Source organism: Parafrankia sp. Ea1.12 (assembly GCF_900465275.1).
In the GTDB taxonomy this organism is placed as follows: Bacteria; Actinomycetota; Actinomycetes; order Frankiales; family Frankiaceae; genus Parafrankia; species Parafrankia soli.
Genome location: NZ_UBIZ01000199.1, coordinates 1 through 22,096, shown reverse-complemented (window position 1 = coordinate 22,096; position 22,096 = coordinate 1). Strand labels below are relative to the sequence as shown.

Here is a 22,096-nt window from a genome sequence, read left to right as displayed (position 1 = left end):
CCCGGGCCTGACGGCCGGCCGTGCCGCCGTCGCGCCGTGGCGCCGTCGCGCCGTGGCGCCGTCGCGCCGTGGCGCCGTGGCGCCGTCGCGCCGTCGCGCCGTCGCGCCGTGGCGCCGTCGCGCCGTGGCGCCGTCGCGCCGTGGCGCCGTCGCGCCGTGGCGCCGTCGCGCCGTGGCGCCGTCGCGCCGTGGCGCCGTGGGGGTACGGCCACCGGGGGTACGGCCACCGGGCCGGCGATCCCCAACCCCGATGACCACAGCGACCTCCGACCACAGCAGTCCGGGACATACTGTCATCTATTAGACAAAACGCCCATTGCATCAGGCGGCCTACTTGCCCTTTGCTGACCTTCTCGCCCTATCAGGCTGGAATCAGCCGACATCGACCCCCGAAACGGCGAGGAAGAAACCAAACGGCGAGAGGGCAGAGCCGAATACCAGGACAGGAGCTGCGCGAGCGGCTCGTCCTGCCGGCCAGCCGCCGAGGACGGGCCTGCCACGGCTGCGCATCCGACCCCACCGGCGCCCATCACGCCCCATGACACAACGGACTCCGCCCTCGCCCCGGGTGCGCACCTGGCGTTGACTGTTCTCATGCGCTACGCGGCAGGCGTCTCCACCACGAAGAAGATCTCCAAGATCGGGCTCGGGACCTGGCAGTTCGGCTCGCGGGAGTGGGGCTACGGCTCCGCCTACGCACAGACCGACGCGGCCCTGATCGTCCGGCGCGCCCTGGAACTCGGCGTGACGCTGTTCGACACGGCCGAGATGTACGCCTTCGGGCGCAGCGAACGCATTCTCGGCCAGGCGCTGGCGGCCGCCCCTGGCGACGGGGTGCACCCGGGAACCGACAAGTCGATCGTCGAGACGGCCGTGGCACCCGAGGAGGCGTTCGTCGCCACCAAGATCTTCCCGGTGCTGCCACTGGCCCCGGTCGTCGAGCAGCGCGCGGTCGGCAGCGCCAACCGGCTCGGCGTGCGCACGATCGACCTGTACCAGGTGCACCAGCCCAACCCCGTCGTCCGGGACGGCACGACGATGCGCGGGATGGCCGCGCTGCGCCGGGTCGGCCTCGTCGACGAGGTCGGGGTCAGCAACTACTCGCTCGAGCGCTGGCGCGCCGCCGAGGCCGCGCTCGGTGACCGCGTCCTGTCCAACCAGGTCCAGTACAGCCTGGTGCGCCGCGAGCCGGAGCGTGACCTGCTGCCGTACGCCCGCCGGGAAGGACGCCTGATCATCGCCTACAGCCCGCTGGCGCAGGGCCTGCTCTCCGGGCGCTACGACGTCACTAGCCGGCCCACCGGCGCCGTGCGGATGGCGAACCCGCTGTTTCTCACCGAGAACCTGGCCCGGCTGACGCCCCTGCTGGACACGCTGCGCGAGGTCGGAGCGGCGCACGGCGCCAGCGCGTCACAGATCGCGCTGGCGTGGGTGATCCACCATCCGTCGGTGGTCGCGATCCCGGGGGCGTCGAGCGTGGCCCAGGTGGAGAGCAACGCGGCGGCCGCCGACATCGAGCTGACCGACGCCGAGTACGACGCGCTGACCTCGGCCGCGGAGAACTTCCAGCCGCTGACCGGCCCCGCCTCGTGGGCGGCCGTCGCGGCGGAGCGGATGCGCCGCCCCTGACCACAGCCGCGATTGCCTGAGCCGCGGCTCAGGCAATCGCGGCTGTGAGCGGGCCGGCACCGGGTTACATGAGTGGCTGACCGCCGTGCTCGCCGGGGTCGTGAGCGTCGTCGGAGAGGATGTGGAACGGCGGGCAGACCCCGGTCGAGTGGTGGGCGGCGGCCTCCAGGGCCTTGCGGACCCGTTCCTCGGGCTCCTCCCCCACCGTGCTGTGCAGCGACCCGCGCGCGTACTCCTCGCCGCAGCCCGCCGCGTCGTAGTTGTCGAGGGTGCGGCCGATCTGGTAGTCGGAGTCGATCCGGTACAGCTGCCCCCGGATACCCACGAGGAACAGCCCACCCGACTCGTTGCCGGCGTCGTTGCGGGCGAAACCGCCGTCGCGCAGGCAGTCACGGACGACCGAGACGAACTCGGTCGCCATGAAGCGGTCGAGGTCCCAGCTGTGCGGCACGGGCGGGACGAGGCTGTACCGAAGCAGCTGCCCCATCCGGAACGAGTCCGTGAAGCCCATGACGAACTCGCCGTTGCGGAAGACCTTCGTATCCGCCCGGACCGTGATCGACCAGCCGGCTACGCCGGCGCTGTCTCCCCCGATCACGACCCGTCCGTCGTGCTCCACACCGACGATGCAGGTCACGGTTGAGGATGCTATCCGGTGCTTCGGACGGCCCGGCGACCTCGTCCCCTTCGTCCGCTTCCGACATGCCCAGATCCCATCCCGGGACGGGATCTCACCGGGCCGCGGCGACCGCCGGCAGGATCACCCGGTGCGTCCCGGCGTAGAGGTTCATCGACGACCCGCGGACGAACCCGGCAAGCGTCATCCCGGACTCCTCCGCCAGGTCGACGGCGAGCGCCGACGGCGCCGACACCGCGGCGAGCACCGGGATCCCGGCCAGCAGCGCCTTCTGCACCAGCTCGAACGACGCCCGGCCGCTGACCAGCAGCACCAGCCCCCGCAGTGGCACCATCCCCGCCCGCGCCGCCCACCCGACGACCTTGTCGACCGCGTTGTGCCGGCCGACGTCCTCGCGCACCGCCAGCACCTCGCCGTCGGCGTCGGCGAGGGCGGCGGCGTGCAGGCCGCCGGTCGTCGCGAACAGCCGCTGCGCGCGGCGCAGCCGTCCCGGCAGGTCGACGAGCACCTCGGCGGTGATGCGCAGCGGGTCGTCGCGGATCTCGTACCGCCCGCGCAGCCGCACGGCGTCGATGCTCGCCCGCCCGCACACCCCGCACGAGCTCGTGGTGTAGAAGTTCCGCCGCAGGTCGACCTCCGGCTCGGGCACGCCGGGGGCGAGGGTCACGTCCAGCACGTTGTAGGTCAGCCGGCCCTCGCCGTCGACGGCGCCCTCGCTGCCGGCGCAGTAGCGCATGCCCGCGACGTCCGCGGCGGTCGCGATCAGGCCCTCCCCGATCAGGAAGCCCACGGCGAGGTCCATGTCGTCGCCCGGGGTCCGCATGGTGACCGCCAGGGGCTGGCCGCCGACCCGGATCTCGAGCGGTTCCTCCCCGACGACGGTGTCGGGCCGAAGCGTCGGCTCCGCCCCCAGAGTCACCCGCATGACCCGGCGTCGCGCGCTTGCTCGCCCCATAGCGACACGGTCCCCCAGGAGGGACGAGAAATCCATCATGTCGAGCCTTCGACGCCACGTTCACGGCATCCTCGGCGATCGCATCAGGACGGACCGAGCGCGTCGGGACACCCGACCGGAAAACCATCCACCGTCAGCCAGAGCCCGCCATTCCGGGCCAGGTGACGTTTGTGGGACGGGGGACGTCCGGGGCGCGGCAGGGGTGTCTGTTCGGCGACGCGAGGCGGCGGGGCGGCGTGCACCTGCTACAGCTATGGGGCGGAGTGTGGGGCTGTGGGATCGTCACTGCCCGCCACGGGACGATCGGGACTCTCGAACGAAAGGGTTGAAGAGGGATGGGAATGAAGCGGTTCATGTCGCGGCTCGGGGTCGGCGCCGCCGAGGTGGAGACCGTGCTGGACCGTCCGGACGCACTGCCCGGCGCAGTGGTGACCGGACTGACCACCATCAAGGGTGGCAAGGTCGAGCAGGAGATCGAGAAGGTGCTCGTCGCGCTGGAGGCGACGGTCGAGGTCGAGACCGACGACTCCACCTGGTACGAGCAGGTGACCTTCGGTACGCAGCAGATCGGCGGCGGCTTCGTCATCCAGCCCGGGCAGGAGCAGTCCGGGCGCTTCGAGCTGCCGGTGCCGTGGCAGACGCCGATCACGGACGTCGCCGGCTGGCACCTGCGCGGGATGAAGATCGGCGTGCGGACGACGCTGTCGATCCCCGGCGCGCTGGACCCGGGTGACCTGGACCCGGTGTCGGTGCACCCGCTGCCCGTGCAGGAGGCGGTGCTCGCCGCGCTCGGCGACCTGGGCTTCCACTTCCACACCGCGGACGTCGAGAAGGGCCGCCTGCAGGGCTCCGACCTACCCTTCTACCAGGAGATCGAGCTCAAGCCGTCCGGCGAGTACGCCCGGCGGATCAAGGAGCTGGAGGTCACCTTCCTCGTCGACGGCAACGGGATGGACGTCGTCCTGGAGGCGGACCGCCGCGGCGGGCTGCTCTCCTCCGGCGGCGACCAGCTCAGCCGGTTCCGGGTCGGCCACCACGACACCGACCGCCACCAGCTCGCCGGCGCGCTGCACCAGCAGCTGCAGGCCCTCGGCGCGCGCCGCGGCTGGTTCTGACCGGGCCACGGTCTGGTGCCGACCGGGCCGTGCCGGATGCCGGCCGGGTCCCGGCCGGCGTCTGCCGGACTGGGCCGGTCACCACACGGGGTGAGCACCATGAACGATGATCGTTTCCTCGACGAAGTGGCCCGGGAGCTGATCGGCCTGCCCGCCGTCGAGGCGGTGGCGCTCGGTGGCTCGCGCGCCCAGGCAACCCAGCGAGCGAACAGCGATGGGACTTCGCGATCTACTACCGCGACCGCTTCGACCCGCACGCTCCGAGACCTCGGTCACGAGGGTGCGGTATCGGAGGTCGGCGGCTGGGGCGGTGGTGTGTTCAACGGCGGCGCGTGGCTGACCATCGCCGGCCGATCCGTGGACGTCCACTACCGTGATCTCGCCGTCGTGGAGGAGCAGCTCACGAGGGCCGAATGCGGTGAGTTCCGCATCGAGCCGCTGATGTTCCATCTGGCCGGCATCCCCAGCTGTCTCGTGGTCGGCGAACTCGCGGTCAACCGGGTGCTGTTCGGATCGCTGCCCAGGCCGGCCTATCCCGAGGCGCTGCGCCGCTCGGCACCGCCGGTCTGGTCCGGCCGGGCGGCGCTGACCCTCGGGTATGCCGAGCGCAACCACGTACCGTATGGGCGCTCGGCCCAGTGTGCGGGTCTGCTCGCGGTCGCCGCGTCGGAGTACGCGCACGCGATCCTCGCCGCGCGCGGCGAATGGGTCACCAACGAGAAGCAGTTGCTGGACCGCGCCGGGATACGCGAGGTGGACGGCATCATCGCCGGCCTGACCATCGATCCCGTCGCCCTCGCCGGGGCCGTGAACGCCGTGCGCGCCTTCGGGAGCTCGATGCTGCGGTAACCGACGGGGCCCCGTCGCAGCTACCCGGGAGCCTTGTTCCGACCAGCAACGCGGACGAGCTCCTAGCCGGCCGGCGCCGCGTCCTGGGCGGCGTCCGCGCGGTCGAGCAGGACGCCGGCGGCGGACAGGCCCGCCAGGCCCAGGCACAGCGGCGAGTAGAAGCGTCGGTCCAGCCGGCGGAACCGGTCGGAGACGGAGCCCCGGGAGACCAGGTCGGTCCGGCCGGCCGCTCCCAGCAGCCCACGGCTCGCGAGCACCACGGCGACGCCGGTCACGCCGGCGCGGTGCGGGGCGTCCAGGCGCGGTATGCGGCGGGGCGGGTGCGCGACGACGGCGGCCGCCGCGACCAGCGCACCCGCGACGGCGAAACACTGACCGGCGCCGGGCACGGCCGGCCGGCCGACGACGGCGTCGGCGAGCGCCGCCCGGTCGGCCAGTGGCCAGCTCGACCCGGCGCCCCAGGCCGCGTGGAGGACCCCGGCTCCCGCCAGGCCCGCCGCGCCCGTCCACCGACTCACCGCCGCGATGCTCACGCCCGCAGTCTGGCACGGTCACGGCTCCCGGCCACCTGGCCGGGGTCGTTGTCGGTGAGCACGAGAAGACCGCGAAGTTCAACGCCCTGGCCGCCAACGCGGCCATCTTCCACAATGCCCTGGACATCGCCGAGATCGTGCGCCAGCTCCAGGAGGAGGGCCACGTCATCGCCCCCGAAGATCTCGCCCACATCTCGCCGTACCTGACCGCGCACATCCGCCGCTTCGGTGAGGCCCACGCACTCCGGTGGATGCCACCGACCAGTCCCTAACCGAAGAATCACTCTATGCCCGCTGAGCAGTGCGGACGCTGGGCCAGCGCCGACACCGCCGGCGGGCTGCGGCCGTTCCACGACCCGGCTGGCGACCAGGAAACGGAGGACGCGTAGGCGGCCACCGGCATTCGCCCAAGACCTGCAGGCCGGGTCCCGAACGTATGCCAGTGTCCCCCCGTCGTGCGCCTCACACCGTCTTGATGCCACCGCCCTCAATGAGGTAGTCGGCGCCGGTCATGCTTGCCGCGCGGTCCGAGGCGAGGAAGGCGACGACGGCCGCGACCTCGTTGGGTTCGACCATGCGGCCGGTGGTCATGCCCATCGCCATGGGCACCCCGGACACGAACTCGCGGTGCCCGACGCCGTTCGCCTCGGCGAGGCGGGCGCCGAAGCCGTCAGCGTCCTCCCACATGCCGGTACGCGTCGGGCCGGGGGAGACGGTGTTCACGCGTACGCCCTGGGGTCCGAATTCCTCGGACAGCGCTTTGCCGAAAGCGTTGAGGCCCGCCTTTGCGACGCCGTACTCGATCGGGCCCGTGCCGGGCAGGCGCGCGCTCATCGACGAGATGTTCACTACCGAGCCGCGGCGTTCCAGGATGCTCGGCAGCAGTCGTCGGGTGACCCGGACCGTGCCGAACAGATTGACCTCGAAGCTTTGCGCCCATAGGGCGTCGTCGGTCGCGAGGAACCCGTTCAGGGTGAACGCGTCTCCGCCGCCGAGGTTGTTGACCAGGATGTCCACGCCGCCGAGTTCGGCAAGCGCTTGCGCCTCCAACTCCTCGGCGCCTTCCGGCGTACTGAGGTCGACCGCGACCGGGTGGGCGCCGGCATCCTTCAGTTCGGCCGTGATCGTGCGGGCCGCACCGACTACGCGGACCCCCTCTGCGATGAGCTGCCATGTGATCGCGAGGCCGACACCTCGGCTGGCCCCGGTGACGACCGCTGTCTTGCCGACGAGATTGAGCTCCATGTCAGACTCCTTGCAGATTTTTGAACTATAGGTACAAAACACGTCCACAAAAAAGGGGCGTCGGGCGATAACACTGATTAGAGCGACCCCATCGCTGCGTCCACGACCCGCCTCAACTGCGTGGGATTCTCGGCGGTCTTCGCCAGTACTCGCATGCCGATCACCGTCGCGAGTAGCCAGGCGGCCACCGCCGCCGCGTCACGGCCGCCGTCGATCTCGCCGGCCCGCTGGCCTTCCTCGACGGTCGCCCGGAACGCACTCTCCGTACGCGCGAACATCTTGCGCACAGTGTCAGCCGTCTTGGCGTCCGAGGGAGCCGACTCGGCGGCGGTGTTGACCGCCATGCAGCCGCGCCGATCCGGATCGCCCAAGTCGAGCTCGACCAGCGCCTCCAGCGCGCCCCGCAGCCGGTCCTTCGTCGAACCGGGATGGTCGAGGAGTGCCTCCAGCCACTCGGCCTGCGAGTCCTGGTAGCGCGCCAGCGCCCGTTCGAACAATGCATGCTTACTGCCGAAGGTGTTATACAGGCTGCCCTTGCCGATGCCGATCTCGTCCACGAGGTCCTGAGGCGTCGTCGCTGCGTACCCCTTGCGCCAGAACACGCCCATCGCGCGGTCCACCGCCACGTCCGGATCGAACTGCTTCGGCCTACCCATGGCGCTACCCAACAGTATTTTGACCTTGAGGTCAAATAGCTGTCCTTCTCGACGGTCAGCCCCACGCCCAGCCTGAAGACCACTGAAGATGTTGGTCGAACAGCGCGGAACCGGGACGAGGATCTCGGCGACGTGCCGCGACCAGAACGTCATGATGCGGATGGACGCTGACGTTGCATCCGGACGCCGAGGTCGTACACCGCGACCGCAGTGGACAGCCGGTTGGAACGCGAGTACATCCGCGACCGAACCCTCGAAGGTCACGAGAGCGCCCGCAAGCGCGGCAAGACCATCGGCGGCGCGGGCGTCACCGACGACTCCATGCTGTCCATGGTCCTCCATCTGCGGGAGCAGGAGATGACCAGACCACCGCGGCCTCGGCGCCGTGAGCGACCCGCCAGACGCTCAAGATCATCTCGTGGCGGGTTTCTGGCGTATCTGGGTCATGCCTGCTCAGGACTCCACGTGACGAGCGGCTCACTGTGCAGACCCGTTCCGGCGCGAGAACTCATCGAGTTCATCGTCGATCGACGACCCGAGGCTCCTTCAACCCGCCGGGTGACCGCGAGCATTCTGTGTTGTGCGGAAAGTGGCGACGCCGAGAGCAACCTTCCGACCCCCCACAGCGACAGTTCGGGTGGAAGCGTCGGAAGAGCGGCATCCACCGAGGAGGGGCGAAGACGGGTCGGCTGGTGGCCGCCGCTGAAAGGACGACATTGGTGGCACGCCGAACAAGCACCAGACACACGTACCGGGGGGAATCGACCTCGAGCGGGGAGGCGGCACCGGCCGGCCCGGCGCGCAGAGCGCGTCCGCGGGCCGGGTGGGGCGTCCCCGTCCTGATGGCGACGCTGGCCCTCGGGGCCGGCACGCTGTTCGCCGGGTGCCAGCCGTTCGACGGCACCCCGGTGGGTGGCGGGGGCGCTCCGGCACCGACGTCCTCGCCGACCGCGGGCCCGACCGCTCCGGTCACGCAGACACCGACAGCCGGGCCGGGTAGCCCGTCGCCGTCGGCGCCGCCGGTCACCGCGACGCCGAGCGCCGGACCGTCGGCCCCCGCAAGCCCGACCACCGCACCGACCGCAGGGCCGACGACCTCCGCGAGCCCGGGCGCGCCCGCGTCACAGGGGCCGCTGCCGAGCTGGCCGCGCGCCACCGCGGACGTGGACGTCAGCAGCACCATCTCGGTGACGGGCACGTTCGACGGCGGCCTCAGGCGTTACTCCGGCGTCAGCGACGGCGGCCAGGAGGAGGGCCAGGACCCGATCTTCGAGGTGGCCGACGGCGGAACGGTCCAGAACGTGATCATCGGGTCGCCGGCCGCGGACGGCATCCACTGCAAGGGCACCTGCACCCTGCGCAACGTGTGGTGGGAGGACGTCGGCGAGGACGCGGCGACGTTCAGGGGCATGTCCGCGGCACAGACCATGACCATCGACGGCGGCGGGGCCCGCGGCGCCTCGGACAAGGTGTTCCAGCACAACGGGCCCGGCACGATGGTCATCCAGAACTTCCAGGTGCAGGACTTCGGCAAGCTGTACCGGTCGTGCGGGAACTGCTCGAAGCAGTACGCCCGGCACGTCGTCGTCCGCAACGTCACCGTGACGGCGCCGGGCAAGACGCTGGTCGGCGTCAACACGAACTACGGGGACTCCGCCCAGCTGTCCGGCGTCACCATCGTCGGCGACAGCAGCCGGAAGATCAGTATCTGCGACCGCTACACCGGCAACAGCAGCGGCTCCGAGCCGACGAAGACGGGCAGCGGGGCGGACGGGACGTACTGCCGCTACACGCCGTCCGACATCGCCTACCGGTAGTCCTACCGGTAGGACTACCGGTAGGACTACCGGTAGGCGGGCCGGCCGCTACGCCGATCCGGCCGGTCAGGTCGGGTCGGCGTAGTCGATCTCCGCGTTCCCCGAGCTGGTGGACGCGCGCAGGCGGCGCGTCGCCAGCGGGTCCGTTCGCACACCGACCAGGGTGTTACCCGACCCGGTGTGGACCTCGGTCGCGTACACCTCACCGTCGTCCGGCACGGTGATCCGCACGTTGCCCGACGCCGAGTGCGCGGAGACGTCCTCGGGGGCGGTGGCCAGCTCGATGCGCACGTTCCCCGACGCCGTGGACGCGTCGACCTCGGTGGCGGTGACGCCGACCGCGCGCAGGTTCCCCGAGGCCGTCGACATCGTCAGCTGGGCACGGGCACCGTCCACCCGGACAGTCCCGGATCCGCTGCGCAGTGTCGCCGCGGAGAGCAGGTTGGTCGCCTCGACCTCGCCGGAGCCCGTTTCGGCGACCACCCGGATGCCCGCCGGCACGCGGACCGCGAACGACGCCTCGCAGTCCCAGAACCCCCCGCCGCAGTCGGCGTCGAGGGTGAGGACGCCGTCACGGACCTCGGCCGACATCGCCGGGACGGAGACCGTCCCGGCGAGACTGCCCTCGACGTCGACGACGCGCCCGGCAGCGCCCGCGATCTGGATGCGGCCGGAGTTGGTGTGGACCCGGACCATCTGGACGTCACCGGAGAACACCCGGTGCTCCACCCGCCGCACCTCGCCGGACGTCTCGTCGACGGTCTGCACGCCGCAGACCGCGGTGCCCACGACGGCGAGCAGCGCGCCGACGGCGAGCGCGGCCCGCCGGCCCGGCTCAGACATCGCCGCGCCCCGCGCTCGCCCGCGCGCCCGCCGGACGGGCCGGCCGCTCGCCGCGGGCGCCGGCGCCGCCGACTCCGCCGGCGGCGGCGGAGTCCAGGAAGCGCAGGACGGCGAGCACGCGACGGTGGTCGTCCTCGGCCGGGGCCAGATCGAACTTGGTGAAGATGCCGGTCACGTGCTTCTCGACCGCCCGTTCGGTGACCATGAGCGCGGCCGCGATCGCGGTGTTCGACCGGCCCTGCGCCATAAGCGCCAGCACCTCGGACTCCCGTCTGGTCAGGCTGGCGAGCGGGTCCCGCCGGCGCGAGCGGAGCAACAGCTGGGTGACGACCTCCGGGTCGAGCACGGTGCCGCCGGCGGCGATCCGGTGCAGCGCCTCGCGGAAGTCGGCGACGTCGGAAACCCGGTCCTTGAGCAGGTAGCCGACTCCCCGTGCCTGCCCGGCGATCAGGTCGACGGCGTAGCGCTCCTCGACGTACTGGGACAGCACGAGCACCGCGATGTCCGGCCACTGCCGGCGCAGGACGAGCGCGGCGCGGATGCCCTCGTCGGTGAAGGTCGGCGGCAGGCGGACGTCGACGACGCACACCTGCGGCTGGATCCGGGCGACCGCCCGCAGCAGGCTCTCGCCGTCCCCGACCGCGGCGGTGACGGTGCAGCCGTCCTCCTCGAGGAGCCTGGTCAGCCCCTCCCGCAGCAGCACGGAGTCCTCCGCGATCATGATGTTCACCGGGTCACCGCCCCGGGCCGGCCGGCCCCGGTCATGTCGCGTCCCCGCATGGCAGCTCCATCCGCAGGGTCGTCCCGCCACCGGGCGGGCTGACGAGTTCGAACGCGCCGTCGACGGCGCGGGCGCGGTCACGCAGGCCGGCGATCCCGGAGCCGGCGCCCTCCCTGGCCCCGCCCCGCCCGTCGTCGGACACCTCGACCGTCAGTCGGTTCCCGGCCCGGCGCACGGCGATGCGGACGTGCCGGGCCTGCGCGTGGCGGGCGATGTTGGTCAGCGCCTCCGCGACGAAGAAGTAGGCCACCGACTCGGTCGAGATGTCCGGCCGCGGTGTGGCCTCTATGTCGAGGGTGACGGGTACCGGGGAGCGGGCGGCGAGGCCCGACAGCGCGGCGTCCAGGCCGCGGTCCGTGAGCACGGACGGATGGATCCCGCGGGCCAGGTCCCGCAACTCGACCAGCGCCCGCTTGGTCTCCGCGTGGGCTTCGGCGATGAGCCCGTGGGCGCCGTCCGGGTCGTCGGCGAAGCGCGCCTGGGCGCGGCCCAGGGTCATCGCGACGGCGACGAGGCGCTGCTGGGCGCCGTCGTGCAGGTCCCGCTCGATGCGGCGCCGCTCGGCGGCGGCCGCGGCGACCATCCCGGCCCGGCTGGACTCCAGGTCGTCCACCCGGGCCAGCAGCTCGGGATCGCCCGGTGGGGAGAGCACCAGCCGCGCCAGCGCGAGGTGCGCGGCGACCACCCCGCGGGCGATCCACGGCGCGGCGAGCAGGACGACCAGCCCGACGCCCACGTGGAACGCCAGCGAGCCGCCGTAGCCCAGGTTCATCCCGAAGACCCGGCCGCCGTCGGCGAGCGCGTGCCCGTACAGCGGGAACATCAGGAACGACAGCCCGCCGCCCCACGCGCAGAAGACCACCCAGGCGCCCAGCCAGCCGAACAGCGGCAGGATGACCAGGGCGTAGAGGACCTCCAGCCAGTTCCCCGGGCCGCGCAGCCGGAGCCAGCCGCGGCGGAACCAGCTCGGGGTGTCGGCGGGGGGCGTCCCGGGGGGCACCGAGCCCGGCGGGGGACGAAGCCACAGCCGCTGGCGGAGCACCACCCGGAACCGCCAGGCGTCCACGACCGCCGCCATCCGCGCGCTGAACAGGGCGAACCACACCAGCGGGAGGCCGAGAAGCGCCACGAACATCATCGGGATGCCGGCGGCGATCGCGACGAGGACCACGACGAAGGCCACGGTGGCGACCACCGCCGACTGGGCCACGAAGATGGTGGCGGTCCAGCCGGCCGGCCCGTAGGTCGCCCGCGCGGCGTCCACGAGCGCCCGACGCACCCCACGCGCCACTGTTCCGGGCGCCACTGTTCCGGGCACCATCGCCACGGGCGGCGAGGCGGCCGGTTGGTCCGACCGTCCCGCCGGCCCATCCGGCGTTGGTGCCGCCGACGCGCCGACCTGCACCTCGCTCACCTTTGCTCCGTCCGCTGCCGCGTCCGCCCGTCGGGCCCGGGCCCGACGGGCGGGTCAGGACCGTCTGTGCCGACGGTAGATCGCCGGTGCCGGCCCCGGCGACGGAGCTGGCCCGTCAGTTCGTCCGGGGGCTAACCGCACCGTTGCATGTGAGCGCCTGGTAGCGCCTGGTCATGCCGCCTCGCCTCTCGCACGTCGTGGTTCTCGCGTGCCGGGTGGTGAGCTTGTGCAGCTAACAGCAGGTTTCACCCCCCGGTCGCGATGATCATGCGCCATGGCGGGAGAGGACGGCGGGGTACCGGGACAGGACGGGCGACACACGACGGCGGAGGGGCCGGAGCCGACGGAGAAGCTCAGAGCCGGCGGGGAGGGTTCAGAGGCGGCGGGCGAAGTGGAACGACGGGATGATGTAGCCGTTGCGCAGATAGAGGCGGTGGGCCTCGTGGCGGTGCGTACCGGCGTCCAGGTGGATCTGGGCGCAGCCCAGGCGCTTCGCCTCCCGTTCGACCCAGGCGAGCAGCCGGGTGGCGTGCCCGCGCCCGCGCATGCCGGGCATCGTCGTCAGGTCGTCCACCAGCAGGTGCCGGCCGTAGGCGAGCGAGCTGCTCTCCCGGAAGCCGACGGCCGCCACGACCCTCCCGGTCTCGCCGTCCCACGACCCCACCAGGCGGTACCCCTGCGGACGCTGCACCTCGTTCACCAGCTTGACGAACCCGGTCGAGGTCAGATGAGGACGCAGCTGCCGCATGGGATCGAAAGCCAGCCAGGTGCGTTCGGCCTCCAGCTCCTCTATCTTCACATTACGCATTGTTACAGCTCGATGGCGTGATGTGTGGACGGCGCTGTGTGGACGGCGTACATCCCGCCGGGTGCGGCGCCCGAGACGCGGCACTCGTCCGGTGGCTCGGACACGCCGCCCGGGCCGAAAACGCCTCGCGAACTGTCGGACCCCCCGGCTAGGGTCCCCAGCGCGACCGGGAGATCGGCGCCGGTCACGCGGGCCCGCCCACACCGGACGGGCGTACACAGAGAGACCCCAGGATGCCTTCAGGAGCAGCGTTGTCGACGGCCGACCCACACTGTCCCGACTCACCCCGTCCCGGCGCAGGCGGCCCGGCGCCGGTCGGCGGGGGCGGCCCGGTGCTGAACGGGCCGCGGCTGTGCCTGCGGCCGCTGACCGTCGAGGCGCTGGGAGCGCTGCTCGGCGGCGACCGCGCGGGCGCGCAGCGGGCCACCGGGGCGGTCTTCCCCGACCCGCTGGCGGCTCCCCCGCTGGAGGAGGGCGCACTCACCCGGACGCGCGACCGCCTGGCGGCCAGCCCGGCCGAGCTGGGCTGGTGGGCCTGGCTCGCCGTCGACCGTGCCACCGGGGCCGCGGTCGGGTCACCGGCGCTGTCCGGCCCGCCCGACGCGGACGGCACCGTAGAGCTCGGCTACGCCACCTACCCCGAGTTCGCCGGGCGCGGGTACGCGGTCGAGGGCGGGCGGCTGCTGCTCGACTGGGCGTTCGAGGACCCACGGGTCCGGCGGGTGCTCGCCGTCGTCCCGCCGGCGCACGACGCGTCGGTCAGCGTCGCGCGCCGGCTGGGCCTGTCGGTGATCGGCCGGGCGCACGACGAGGAGGCCGGCGAGCTGCTCCTGCTGGAACGCGCACGAGCGGACCAGCCCACCGGCCCGTCCGTCCGCCGCTGACCGGCGCCAACCGCTGCCGACCGCCGCGGGCGCGATCGGTCAGACGGCCTCGATTCGGTCAGACGGCCTCGATCGGTCGGACGGCCTCGCCGTGGGTGTCCGCCGGCGTCTGCGCGCCGGTCAGGCGGGCCGCGACGAACTCCACCACGGCGCGGACGAACACCAGCCGGTTCGCGCGCTCGGCGACCTCGTGACCCTCGCCCTCGAAGAGCAGGTACTCGCACGGGATCCCGCGGGCCCGGGCCGCGGCGACGGTCTGCTCGGCCTCACACACGGGGACGTTGGTGTCGTTGGCCCCGTGCACGACCAGCAGCGGGGCCGCGAGCGCATCCATCCGGTGCAGCGGCGACAGCGCCCGTAGCAGGTCACGGTCGGTCGCCGGGTCGCCGTACTTGGTGACCGCCGGCGCGGCGATCCACGGTTCGGTGTGCCGGTAGAAGGTCTCCAGATCGGCCATCCCGCACACGTCGACACCGACGGCGAACAGCTCGGGGTGGCAGACCAGCGCGGCCAGCGTCAGGTACCCGCCGTAGGACCGGCCGGCCACGCCGATGTGGCCCGGCGCGGCCAGACCCTCGGTGACCAGGTGCGTCACGGCACTCGCGACGTCGGCGATGCCGGCGAAGCGGCCGGCCAGGTGGTCGGCCTCCTCGAACGAGCGACCGAACCCGGTGGAGCCGCGCACGTTCGGCGCGAACACGGCGATGCCGCGGGCGAGCAGCGCGTGGAAGAGCGGGTTGAGGACGGGGCGCTCCTGCGCCTCCGGGCCGCCGTGGAAGTAGAGCAGGGTGGGCACCGGCCCCGGGGCCACCCGCGGGCGGTACCACCAGCCGGTGAGCTCCAGGCCGTCGTGCGCGAGGAACCGGCGCGCGATCGGGCGGACGAACCGGTAGCCCACGTCCTCCGTCCCGCCGGGCACCTCGGGCGCCCCCGCCGGGTCCGGGCCCGGACCCGGGCCCGCAGTGTGCGTCCCGCTCGCGGCCACGGCCGTGATCTCGACGGTGGGGTACGCCGTCGGCGTGTGCGAGACCAGGCAGCGGTAGGCCGGCACGCCGCTGTCCGAGGTGCCCGCCGAGGTGCCGTCCGGGGCGTCCGACGCGGTGCCGGGCGGAATGCCCGCCGCGGTGCCGGTCAGGTCGCAGGTCCACACCTCGCCGGGGACGGTGGAGCCGTCCAGCGCCAGGAGCAGGCTCGCCCCGCCGGGCCCGGGGAGCAGGCCGGTGACCACCTCGCGCGGCAGCGGCGGCAGGGCCCGCGACGTCCCGTCGTCCAGGCTGTGGACGGCGAGCTCGGTGCGCCCGCCGACGTTCCAGCCGAGCACGGCCGTGGCCGGGGCGAGGAGGAGGAAGCGCTCCAGGTCCGCGTCGTCCCGGCCGGCCAGCAGTCGGGTCGGCCCCGGCCGGCCGTGCGGGTCCAGGGGCACCTCGAGCAGGCCCGGCCGCTCGCGGCCCAGGTCGCAGGCGAGCAGGGCACGCGAGGCGTCCGCGGCGAAGGTGCCTGAGACGGCCGTGGCGGTGCCGCCCGCGACCTCGAACGCCTCGGTCGCGACCCCTCCGGCGGTCCCCCCGCTGCCGGCCGCTCCGCCGGCCATCTCGTCGTTGAGCGGGAACGCCTCGAGCGGGGCGGCGGCCGGTGCCAGCGGGTCGGGCGCGTCCACCCGGGCCACCAGCACACGCCGGGCGCCCCGCGGGCCCTCCCGCAGGAGCAGCAGCCACCGGTCGGCGGTCTCGTGGACGGCGCAGACCTGCAGGGCCAGCCCCACCGCGAGGTGGCGGCGGTGGCCGGCCGGGTCGACGGCGACCGCGTGGGTCAGCCCGGAGCGGGCCGACTCGGTGACCACGAGCAGCCGGCCGCCCGCCGCCCACCGGGAGACCGTGGCCGCGCACGCCTCCACGGCTCCCGCCGTGCCGGGCCGGACGCCACCGGCCAGCCGGTGCGCCGCCGTGCCGTCCGGGCGGACAAGGTGGACCTCGGTGTGCTCCCCGCCGCCCGGGGCCACGGTGATCGCGATCCAGGCGCCGTCCGGGGACCACAGCGCCGACCGGACGTGCGCCGGGCCGGTGTCGAGGACCCGCTCCGTCCCGTCGGCCGCGCGGACCCACAGGGCCGGGCGTCCGGTGGCGTCCCCGACGAAGACGATCGAGCCGTCCGGGCCGGGTGAGGGCCCGCGCACGCTCGGCGGCGCGGCCCACTCGTCCACCAGGTCCCGCGGTGCCGGGAGCGGCGGCTCGGCCGCTCCCAGGACCGGCGAGTCCACCGGTTGGACCGGGACGGCACCGGCCGGCAGGGCGCCAGCCGGTGCCGCGGTGGTCTCAGACCGCGCCGCGGCGGTCCGGGACGGGATGCCGGTGAGCGCCGACTCGACCGGACGGATCATTCACACCCCCTGTGTCTGCAGCCACATCTCGAGCAGGGCGGCCTGCCAGAGCGCGTTCGCCCCGAGCGTCGTACGGTTCGAGTTCGGGTCGGCGAGCATCTCGTCGACCCAGTCCTTGCGGAACAGCCCGCGGCTCCGGGCGACCGGGTCGGTCAGCGCGTCGGCGACCCGGGCGAGGAACGGGCCGTCGAGGTGGCGGATCGCCGGCACCGGAAAGTACCCCTTCGGCCGGTCGATGACGTCCACCGGCATCAGCGGCCGGCTGAGGTCCTTGAGCACGCCCTTGCCGCCGGAGGCGAGCTTCAGCTCGGGCGGGCACGCGGCGGCGAGCTCGACGAGTTCGTGGTCGAGGAAGGGCGTGCGGGCCTCCAGGCCGGCCGCCATCGTCATGTTGTCGACCCGCTTCACCGGGTCGTCGACCAGCATCACCGTGGAGTCGATGCGCAGCGCGGCGTCGACCGAGGTCTCGGCGCCGGGCTCGGCGAACCGCTCGGCGACGAAGTGCCGACTGGCGTCACCCTCGATGAGGTGGTGCGACTCGACCATCGCCGGCAGATCGGCGTGCGGCCGGTCGGCGAACACCCGCAGGTAGGCGTCGACGGCGTCGCCGCGCGGGACGGTCGCCAGCGGCGGGTACCAGGAGTAGCCGGCGAAGACCTCGTCCGCGCCCTGGCCGGACTGCACGACCTTGACGTGCCGGGCCACCTCCTGCGAGAGCAGGTAGAACGCGACGCAGTCGTGGCTGACCATCGGCTCGCTCATCGCGGCGACGGCCGCGTCGATCGCCGGCAGCAGCCGGTCGCCGGGGACGCGGATCTGGTGGTGGTCGGTGCCGAAGCGGCGGGCGATGATGTCCGAGTAGTGGAACTCGTCGCCGGACTCGCCGCCGGCGGCCTCGAAACCGACGCTGAACGTGGCGAGGTCACGCTGGCCGGCCTCGGCGAGCAGCGCGACGATGAGGCTGGAGTCCAGGCCGCCGGAGAGCAGCACCCCGACCGGGACGTCGGCGACCATGCGCCGGCGCACGGCGGTGCGCAGCCGCTCGCCGACCGCGTCCCGCCAGTCGTCCGCCGTCCAGGAGGCGTGCTCCTCCTGACGGGTGGAGTCGGGCCGCCAGTAGACCTCGTCGCGGGTCGTGCCGTCCGCCTCGACGGTCCGGATGGTGGCCTGCGGCAGTTTGCGCACGCCGGCCAGGATCGTGTGCGGCGGCGGGACCACCGAGTGGAACGACAGATAGTGGTGGAAGGCGACCAGGTCGATGTCGGAGGACACCCCGCCGCCGGCGAGCAGGGCCGGCAGGGTCGAGGCGAACCGCAGGCGGTGCGGGTCGCGCGTCACGTAGAGCGGCTTGATCCCGAGCCGGTCGCGGACGAGGACGAGCCGGCCGGTGTCGCGCTCGTACACGGCGAAGGCGAACATGCCGGCGAAGTGGTCGACGCACCGGGGGCCCCAGTGGTGGTACGCCTTGAGGATCACCTCGGTGTCGGAGGTGGAGAAGAAGCGGTAGCCGGCGTCGACGAGCCGGTCGCGCAGCTCCTGGTAGTTGTAGATGCAACCGTTGAACACCGCGGTGAGGCCGAGCGCGGTGTCGACCATGGGCTGGGCGCCCCGCTCCGACAGATCAATGATCTTCAGCCGACGGTGGCCGAACGCCACCGGGCCGGTGGCCCACAGGCCGACCCCGTCCGGGCCCCGCGCCTCCATTGCGGCGGTCATCCGCCCCACCGCGGCGACGTCCGCCTCACGGCCGTCGAACCTCAGCTCCCCGCTCAGCCCGCACATGGTCCAGCTCCCGTCGATCGGTTGGTCAGACGGCCGTTCTTCCCCTCCTCGACGACGTCCGCCCACCCGGTTCCGGGGACCCGCCGGGACCGACGGGGCGGATGCCCCGCGATGACGACGGGTGGCGCGGTGCCATGCCGAGGACCACATTCGACGGCCAAGGTTTCACCACAATGACAAGGATGTTGCGGTGCGCGACAGCGCCGGTCGCGGAACCTGCCAATCCGCCACCAACCGCCACAACCGGCTACACCCACGTGCCCGGCGGCCCGCCCCCGCCCGCTCGCACGCCGACGCGCGGCCGCACGGCGGGTGCCGCCAGAACGCCGACAGCCGGCGGCCCAGGGGACCGCCGGCCGTCGGGCACGCTCAGGGACGCAGCAGCCAGGTGTCCTTCGACCCGCCACCCCGGGACGAGTTGACGATCAGGCTGCCCGGCGGCGCGACCCGGCTCAGGGCGGCCGGTGCGACCACCGCCGTCTCGCGGCCGGCGTAGACGAAGGCCCGCAGATCGACCGCGCACGGCTGGAGCTCACCGTCGACCCAGGTGGGATGGGTCGACAGGGCGACCATCTCCTGGCCGATCCAGCCCCGCGGGTCGGCCAGGATCCGCTCGCGGACCTCGGTCAGCTCGAACGGCTCGGCCTGCGGGCCGATCACCACCCCGGAGCCCCCGTAGCCGTCCACCGGCTTCACGACGAGCTGTTCGAGGTGCTCCAGGACGTGCGCGCACTGCTCCTGGTCACCGCACACATAGGTCGGGACGTCGTCGAGCAGCGGCTGCTCACCCAGGTAGTAGGTGATCATCCGGGAGACGTAGGCGTAGACGACCTTGTCGTCGGCGACCCCGTTGCCCAGCGCGTTCGCCAGCGCGAGCGTGCCGGCCCGCACCGCGCGCAGCAGCCCGGGGCCCAGTGGCAGCCCGTCAGCGCCCGGCAGTCCCGTCAGCTCGTCCTCGTCCACCCGCCGGTAGAGGACGTCGATCCGGCGCCGCCGCCCGCCGTCGACGGCGTAGAGCACGTCGTCGTCGACCAGGATGTCGGCCGGGGTCAGCAGCGGCACCCCCATCTCCTCGGCGAGGAAGGCGTGCTCGTAGTAGGCGGAGTCCTCCTCGCCGACGGTGAGGACGGCGACGGCGGGCTCGCCGCGCACCGCCGGCGGGGCGGCCGCGACCAGCGCCTCGTGCAGCAGCGCCGGCACCGCGTCCACCCCCAGGATGGCGCCGGGCGGGTTGAGCTCAGGCAGCGCCGACCGGGTCAGCCGCCGGCCCTCGATCGCGTAGGCGATCCCGGACGGCACCCGCAGGTTGTCCTCCAGCACGAGCCACTTGCCGTCGGCGCCGCGGACGAGGTCGATGCCCGCCACCGTCACCCGCACGCCGCCGGAGCGCGGCGACCCGTCGCCGGAGAGGACCCGACCGGAGTGGCGCAGCCCCGGCGAGTCGTTCACCAGCCAGGCCGGGATCACCCCGTCGGCGACCGCGGCGCGCTCGGAGTAGGTGTCGCGCAGGAACGCCTCCAGTGCCCGCACGCGCTGGGTGAGCCCGGCCTGCAGGCGTTCCCAGTCGCCCGCGGTGACGACCCGCGGAACCAGGTCGAACGGGAACGGGCGCCGCTCGGACTCGCCGTTCACCCGGAAGACCACGCCACGTTCGATCTGCTCGGCCTGCATGGCCTCGCCGCGCTCGGCGAGCACCGCCGGGCCGAGGCGGTCCAGGGTGCGCACCACACCGCGGTAGTGCGGCCGGACGCCACCGCCCTCGGCGATGACCTCGTCGAACCCGGACGGCTGGTAGCGGTCCAGCAGCGGCGGCAGCGCTGCCCCCGCGCCCACCGACGGGACGGTGCCCGGCGGGTGGACCGCCGACGCCGGCGAGTCGCGCGTCTCGGCCAGCACGAGGTCCGCGACGTCGGTCAGCAGGCCGCGGCGGGCGAAAGCCCGGCGCTGGCGGGACGCGGCGCTGCCCCGCCCCACCGCCGCCTCGGCCAGGTCACGCACCAGGTCCCAGTCCCCGACCTTCTCCAGGTCGGGACGGACCTCGGTGAGCAGCCGGCGCAGCAGCTCCTCGGCCGGCACGCTGCCGGTGCCCGACAGGTCCACGAGGTCGCCCTCGATGCCGGAGCGGGCCGCGCGCCAGGTCGCCGCGCGCAGCAGCTCGGCGCGCGGCGGCGGAGCCGGTGCGCCCGCCTCGACCGCCTCGATCGCCCGGCACACCAGCGCCCGGAACAGGCCGGCGATCAGGATGACGTTGTCGACGTCCGGGCAGGCGTCGCAGATCCGCAGCTCGACGGTGGGCAGGTGCGCGGACGGCCGGACGTCGAAGTAGACCATGCCCGGGTCGCTGATGACGCCGGACTTCACCAGGTCCGCCACGAGCTGGTCGTACTCGGCGGCGGTGCGGAACGGCCCGGCCACGCCGGCGGTCGGCCAGCGCTGCCAGACCATCGTCCGCATGCTCGCGTAGCCGCTGTCGGCGCCGCGCCAGAACGGCGAGCTCGCCGACAGCGCCAGCAGCATCGGCAGCCAGGGCGCCACCCAGGCGGTGACGGCCATCGCCAGGTCGCGGTCGGCGACGTCGACGTGGACCTGGGCGCCGCAGATGAGCTGCTCGCGCGCGAGGAGCTGGTACTCCTCGGTCATCTGGATGTAGCGCGCGTCCCGCGAGACGTCGAGGACGGACATGTCGACGATCGGCACCGTTCCCGCCGCGGCGGGGCCGAGGCCCAGCGGCTCGGCGACCGCGGCGAGGCGGCGGCGCAGGTCGAGCAGGTCCGCCCGGAGGTCGGAGAGGTCGGTACAGGGCCGGCTGTTGGTTTCGACCACGGAGCGCAGCAGCTCCGGGGAGAACTGATCGTCGGGGAGGCCGCGCAGAATCTCCTCCGCGCGGGGTACCAGCTGTCTGGTAGCGAGATCGAGAATGTGGAATTCTTCTTCAACACCGACGGCCGCGATCCGCGCGTCGCTCATGAATACCTACACTAGGCCCGAGGGGTTACGGCGATATGTCCTGAGTGTGTCACAGGTCGCCGTGAATCGGAATTCTTCGGGAGCGGTCTCCGATGGTGCCGCGCCCGGCACGGAAATCGCCCGCGCCGCGGCCGCGCCGCCGTCCTCGATGTTCACGTCGGCTCCGTACCTCATCCTGCGCGGTCGGCCGCGCATGGCGGTTCCATGCAGGCCGAATCCGCGGACGGCCACCGCTCACGCGGCCGGGGCCGGGAGCGGGCAACGCCCTGCGCGCCGGCCGGAGCACGCGTCCACCCCTGGGCCGGCACGGCTGTGGTACCCACAGGGAACCTGTTAAAACCGTGATGAAACACCCATGGGCAGCACGTCCTGCCTGCTCGCGGCGCATGTTCCGGGCGGCCGGGTACGCACCCGGCCGAACCCCGCGCGACAGTTCCGCCGGGGTCACCGCGGCACACATTCCATCGCCACGGGTGTCGCGACGGATCAGCCACGGAGCAGCCCACGGATCGGCCACCGGACGGCCACGGATCGCCAGGGCGCCCGGACGCGGGGCCACCGGCCGGTTTCGGATACCGGACGATCCGGCCCGCGCGGGCACCGGCTGACCCGGCCACGCGCGGTACGCGAGACGATTCCGGCGAATAGCCACCGCCCGCGCAAACGCGGGCCGATTTACCGTCGCGGCAACGGCTCCAGGCCACGGAAACGGTATTCAGGCACGGAGATCACAACGTTTCCCATCCCGATTGGGACCGCGCGGAGGGCGAGGCATGGCGGGGCGGAGGCCCGGCGGAGCGCGGC

The 22,096-nt window shown here is 73.2% G+C and carries 17 protein-coding genes and 1 pseudogene; 6 read left to right on the top strand and 12 right to left on the bottom strand.

What is annotated here, in order from left to right; all coding sequences use genetic code 11:
- The first annotated feature begins 594 nt into the window (after positions 1 to 594).
- Positions 595 to 1,629 (top strand): aldo/keto reductase, encoded by a 1,035-nt coding sequence (locus tag FMEAI12_RS07040; protein WP_112105401.1) that lies wholly within the window; start codon positions 595 to 597, stop codon positions 1,627 to 1,629.
- A 64-nt stretch (positions 1,630 to 1,693) separates the two neighbouring features.
- On the opposite strand, the gene FMEAI12_RS07035 is transcribed toward FMEAI12_RS07040, so the two are convergent.
- Both FMEAI12_RS07035 and fdhD read right to left on the bottom strand, forming a co-directional pair.
- A complete protein-coding gene (locus tag FMEAI12_RS07035; RefSeq protein WP_112105400.1) occupies positions 1,694 to 2,266 on the bottom strand; it encodes a hypothetical protein in 573 nt (190 codons plus the stop codon).
- 94 nt (positions 2,267 to 2,360) lie between these two features.
- Positions 2,361 to 3,221 (bottom strand): formate dehydrogenase accessory sulfurtransferase FdhD, encoded by an 861-nt coding sequence (fdhD, locus tag FMEAI12_RS07030; RefSeq protein ID WP_020459906.1) that lies wholly within the window; start codon positions 3,219 to 3,221, stop codon positions 2,361 to 2,363.
- 335 nt (positions 3,222 to 3,556) lie between these two features.
- Between fdhD and FMEAI12_RS07025 the strand changes: the two genes are divergently transcribed.
- Both FMEAI12_RS07025 and FMEAI12_RS07020 read left to right on the top strand, forming a co-directional pair.
- Positions 3,557 to 4,336, top strand: a complete 780-nt coding sequence (locus FMEAI12_RS07025; protein ID WP_071066817.1) for a sporulation protein — start codon at positions 3,557 to 3,559, stop codon at positions 4,334 to 4,336.
- 99 nt (positions 4,337 to 4,435) lie between these two features.
- A pseudogene (locus tag FMEAI12_RS07020) lies at positions 4,436 to 5,185 on the top strand (nucleotidyltransferase domain-containing protein).
- Positions 5,186 to 5,247: 62 nt separating this feature from the next.
- Here FMEAI12_RS07020 and FMEAI12_RS07015 read toward each other — a convergent pair.
- Positions 5,248 to 5,703 carry a DUF3995 domain-containing protein gene (locus tag FMEAI12_RS07015; protein ID WP_071066909.1) on the bottom strand — a complete coding sequence of 152 codons (456 nt, stop codon included), beginning with the start codon at positions 5,701 to 5,703 and terminating at the stop codon, positions 5,248 to 5,250.
- On the opposite strand from FMEAI12_RS07015, the gene FMEAI12_RS39760 reads away from it, so the two are divergent.
- Positions 5,622 to 5,990, top strand: a complete 369-nt coding sequence (locus FMEAI12_RS39760) for a Tn3 family transposase (RefSeq protein ID WP_116430197.1) — start codon at positions 5,622 to 5,624, stop codon at positions 5,988 to 5,990. The genes FMEAI12_RS07015 and FMEAI12_RS39760 overlap by 82 nt on opposite strands.
- Before the next feature lie 190 nt (positions 5,991 to 6,180).
- Here the strand turns inward: FMEAI12_RS39760 and FMEAI12_RS07005 are convergent, their stop codons facing one another.
- Both FMEAI12_RS07005 and FMEAI12_RS07000 read right to left on the bottom strand, forming a co-directional pair.
- Entirely contained in the window at positions 6,181 to 6,963 is a 783-nt protein-coding gene (locus tag FMEAI12_RS07005) for an oxidoreductase (RefSeq protein WP_112105399.1), read from the bottom strand.
- Between the two features lie 77 nt (positions 6,964 to 7,040).
- Positions 7,041 to 7,772, bottom strand: a complete 732-nt coding sequence (locus FMEAI12_RS07000) for a TetR/AcrR family transcriptional regulator (protein ID WP_200835209.1) — start codon at positions 7,770 to 7,772, stop codon at positions 7,041 to 7,043.
- A 566-nt stretch (positions 7,773 to 8,338) separates the two neighbouring features.
- Between FMEAI12_RS07000 and FMEAI12_RS06990 the strand changes: the two genes are divergently transcribed.
- Positions 8,339 to 9,436: a pectate lyase gene (locus FMEAI12_RS06990; RefSeq protein WP_112105397.1), complete on the top strand. Its 1,098-nt coding sequence runs from the start codon at positions 8,339 to 8,341 to the stop codon at positions 9,434 to 9,436.
- Between the two features lie 66 nt (positions 9,437 to 9,502).
- Here the strand turns inward: FMEAI12_RS06990 and FMEAI12_RS06985 are convergent, their stop codons facing one another.
- From FMEAI12_RS06985 to FMEAI12_RS06970, 4 genes are all read right to left on the bottom strand, one after another.
- Positions 9,503 to 10,279 carry a DUF4097 family beta strand repeat-containing protein gene (locus FMEAI12_RS06985; protein WP_112105396.1) on the bottom strand — a complete coding sequence of 259 codons (777 nt, stop codon included), beginning with the start codon at positions 10,277 to 10,279 and terminating at the stop codon, positions 9,503 to 9,505.
- Positions 10,272 to 11,000, bottom strand: a complete 729-nt coding sequence (locus FMEAI12_RS06980; protein WP_112105402.1) for a response regulator transcription factor — start codon at positions 10,998 to 11,000, stop codon at positions 10,272 to 10,274. Before FMEAI12_RS06980 ends, FMEAI12_RS06985 begins: the two co-directional genes overlap by 8 nt.
- A gap of 40 nt (positions 11,001 to 11,040) precedes the next feature.
- Positions 11,041 to 12,339: a histidine kinase gene (locus FMEAI12_RS06975; RefSeq protein WP_112105395.1), complete on the bottom strand. Its 1,299-nt coding sequence runs from the start codon at positions 12,337 to 12,339 to the stop codon at positions 11,041 to 11,043.
- A 508-nt stretch (positions 12,340 to 12,847) separates the two neighbouring features.
- Complete coding sequence (locus FMEAI12_RS06970; protein WP_041255763.1) at positions 12,848 to 13,273, bottom strand: GNAT family N-acetyltransferase; 426 nt, start codon at positions 13,271 to 13,273, stop codon at positions 12,848 to 12,850.
- Positions 13,274 to 13,614: 341 nt separating this feature from the next.
- Between FMEAI12_RS06970 and FMEAI12_RS06960 the strand changes: the two genes are divergently transcribed.
- Positions 13,615 to 14,166, top strand: coding sequence for a GNAT family N-acetyltransferase (locus FMEAI12_RS06960; RefSeq protein WP_071066907.1), 552 nt, complete (start codon positions 13,615 to 13,617; stop codon positions 14,164 to 14,166).
- 58 nt (positions 14,167 to 14,224) lie between these two features.
- Here FMEAI12_RS06960 and FMEAI12_RS06955 read toward each other — a convergent pair whose 3' ends face one another.
- From FMEAI12_RS06955 to FMEAI12_RS06945, 3 genes are all read right to left on the bottom strand, one after another.
- On the bottom strand, positions 14,225 to 16,543 hold the full coding sequence (locus FMEAI12_RS06955; RefSeq protein ID WP_112105394.1) for a prolyl oligopeptidase family serine peptidase: 2,319 nt from the start codon (positions 16,541 to 16,543) through the stop codon (positions 14,225 to 14,227).
- Positions 16,544 to 18,325: an N-acetylglutaminylglutamine amidotransferase gene (locus tag FMEAI12_RS06950; RefSeq protein WP_112105393.1), complete on the bottom strand. Its 1,782-nt coding sequence runs from the start codon at positions 18,323 to 18,325 to the stop codon at positions 16,544 to 16,546.
- A 369-nt stretch (positions 18,326 to 18,694) separates the two neighbouring features.
- Positions 18,695 to 21,292 carry a carboxylate--amine ligase/circularly permuted type 2 ATP-grasp protein gene (locus FMEAI12_RS06945; protein ID WP_112105392.1) on the bottom strand — a complete coding sequence of 866 codons (2,598 nt, stop codon included), beginning with the start codon at positions 21,290 to 21,292 and terminating at the stop codon, positions 18,695 to 18,697.
- Between the last annotated feature and the right edge of the window lie 804 nt (positions 21,293 to 22,096).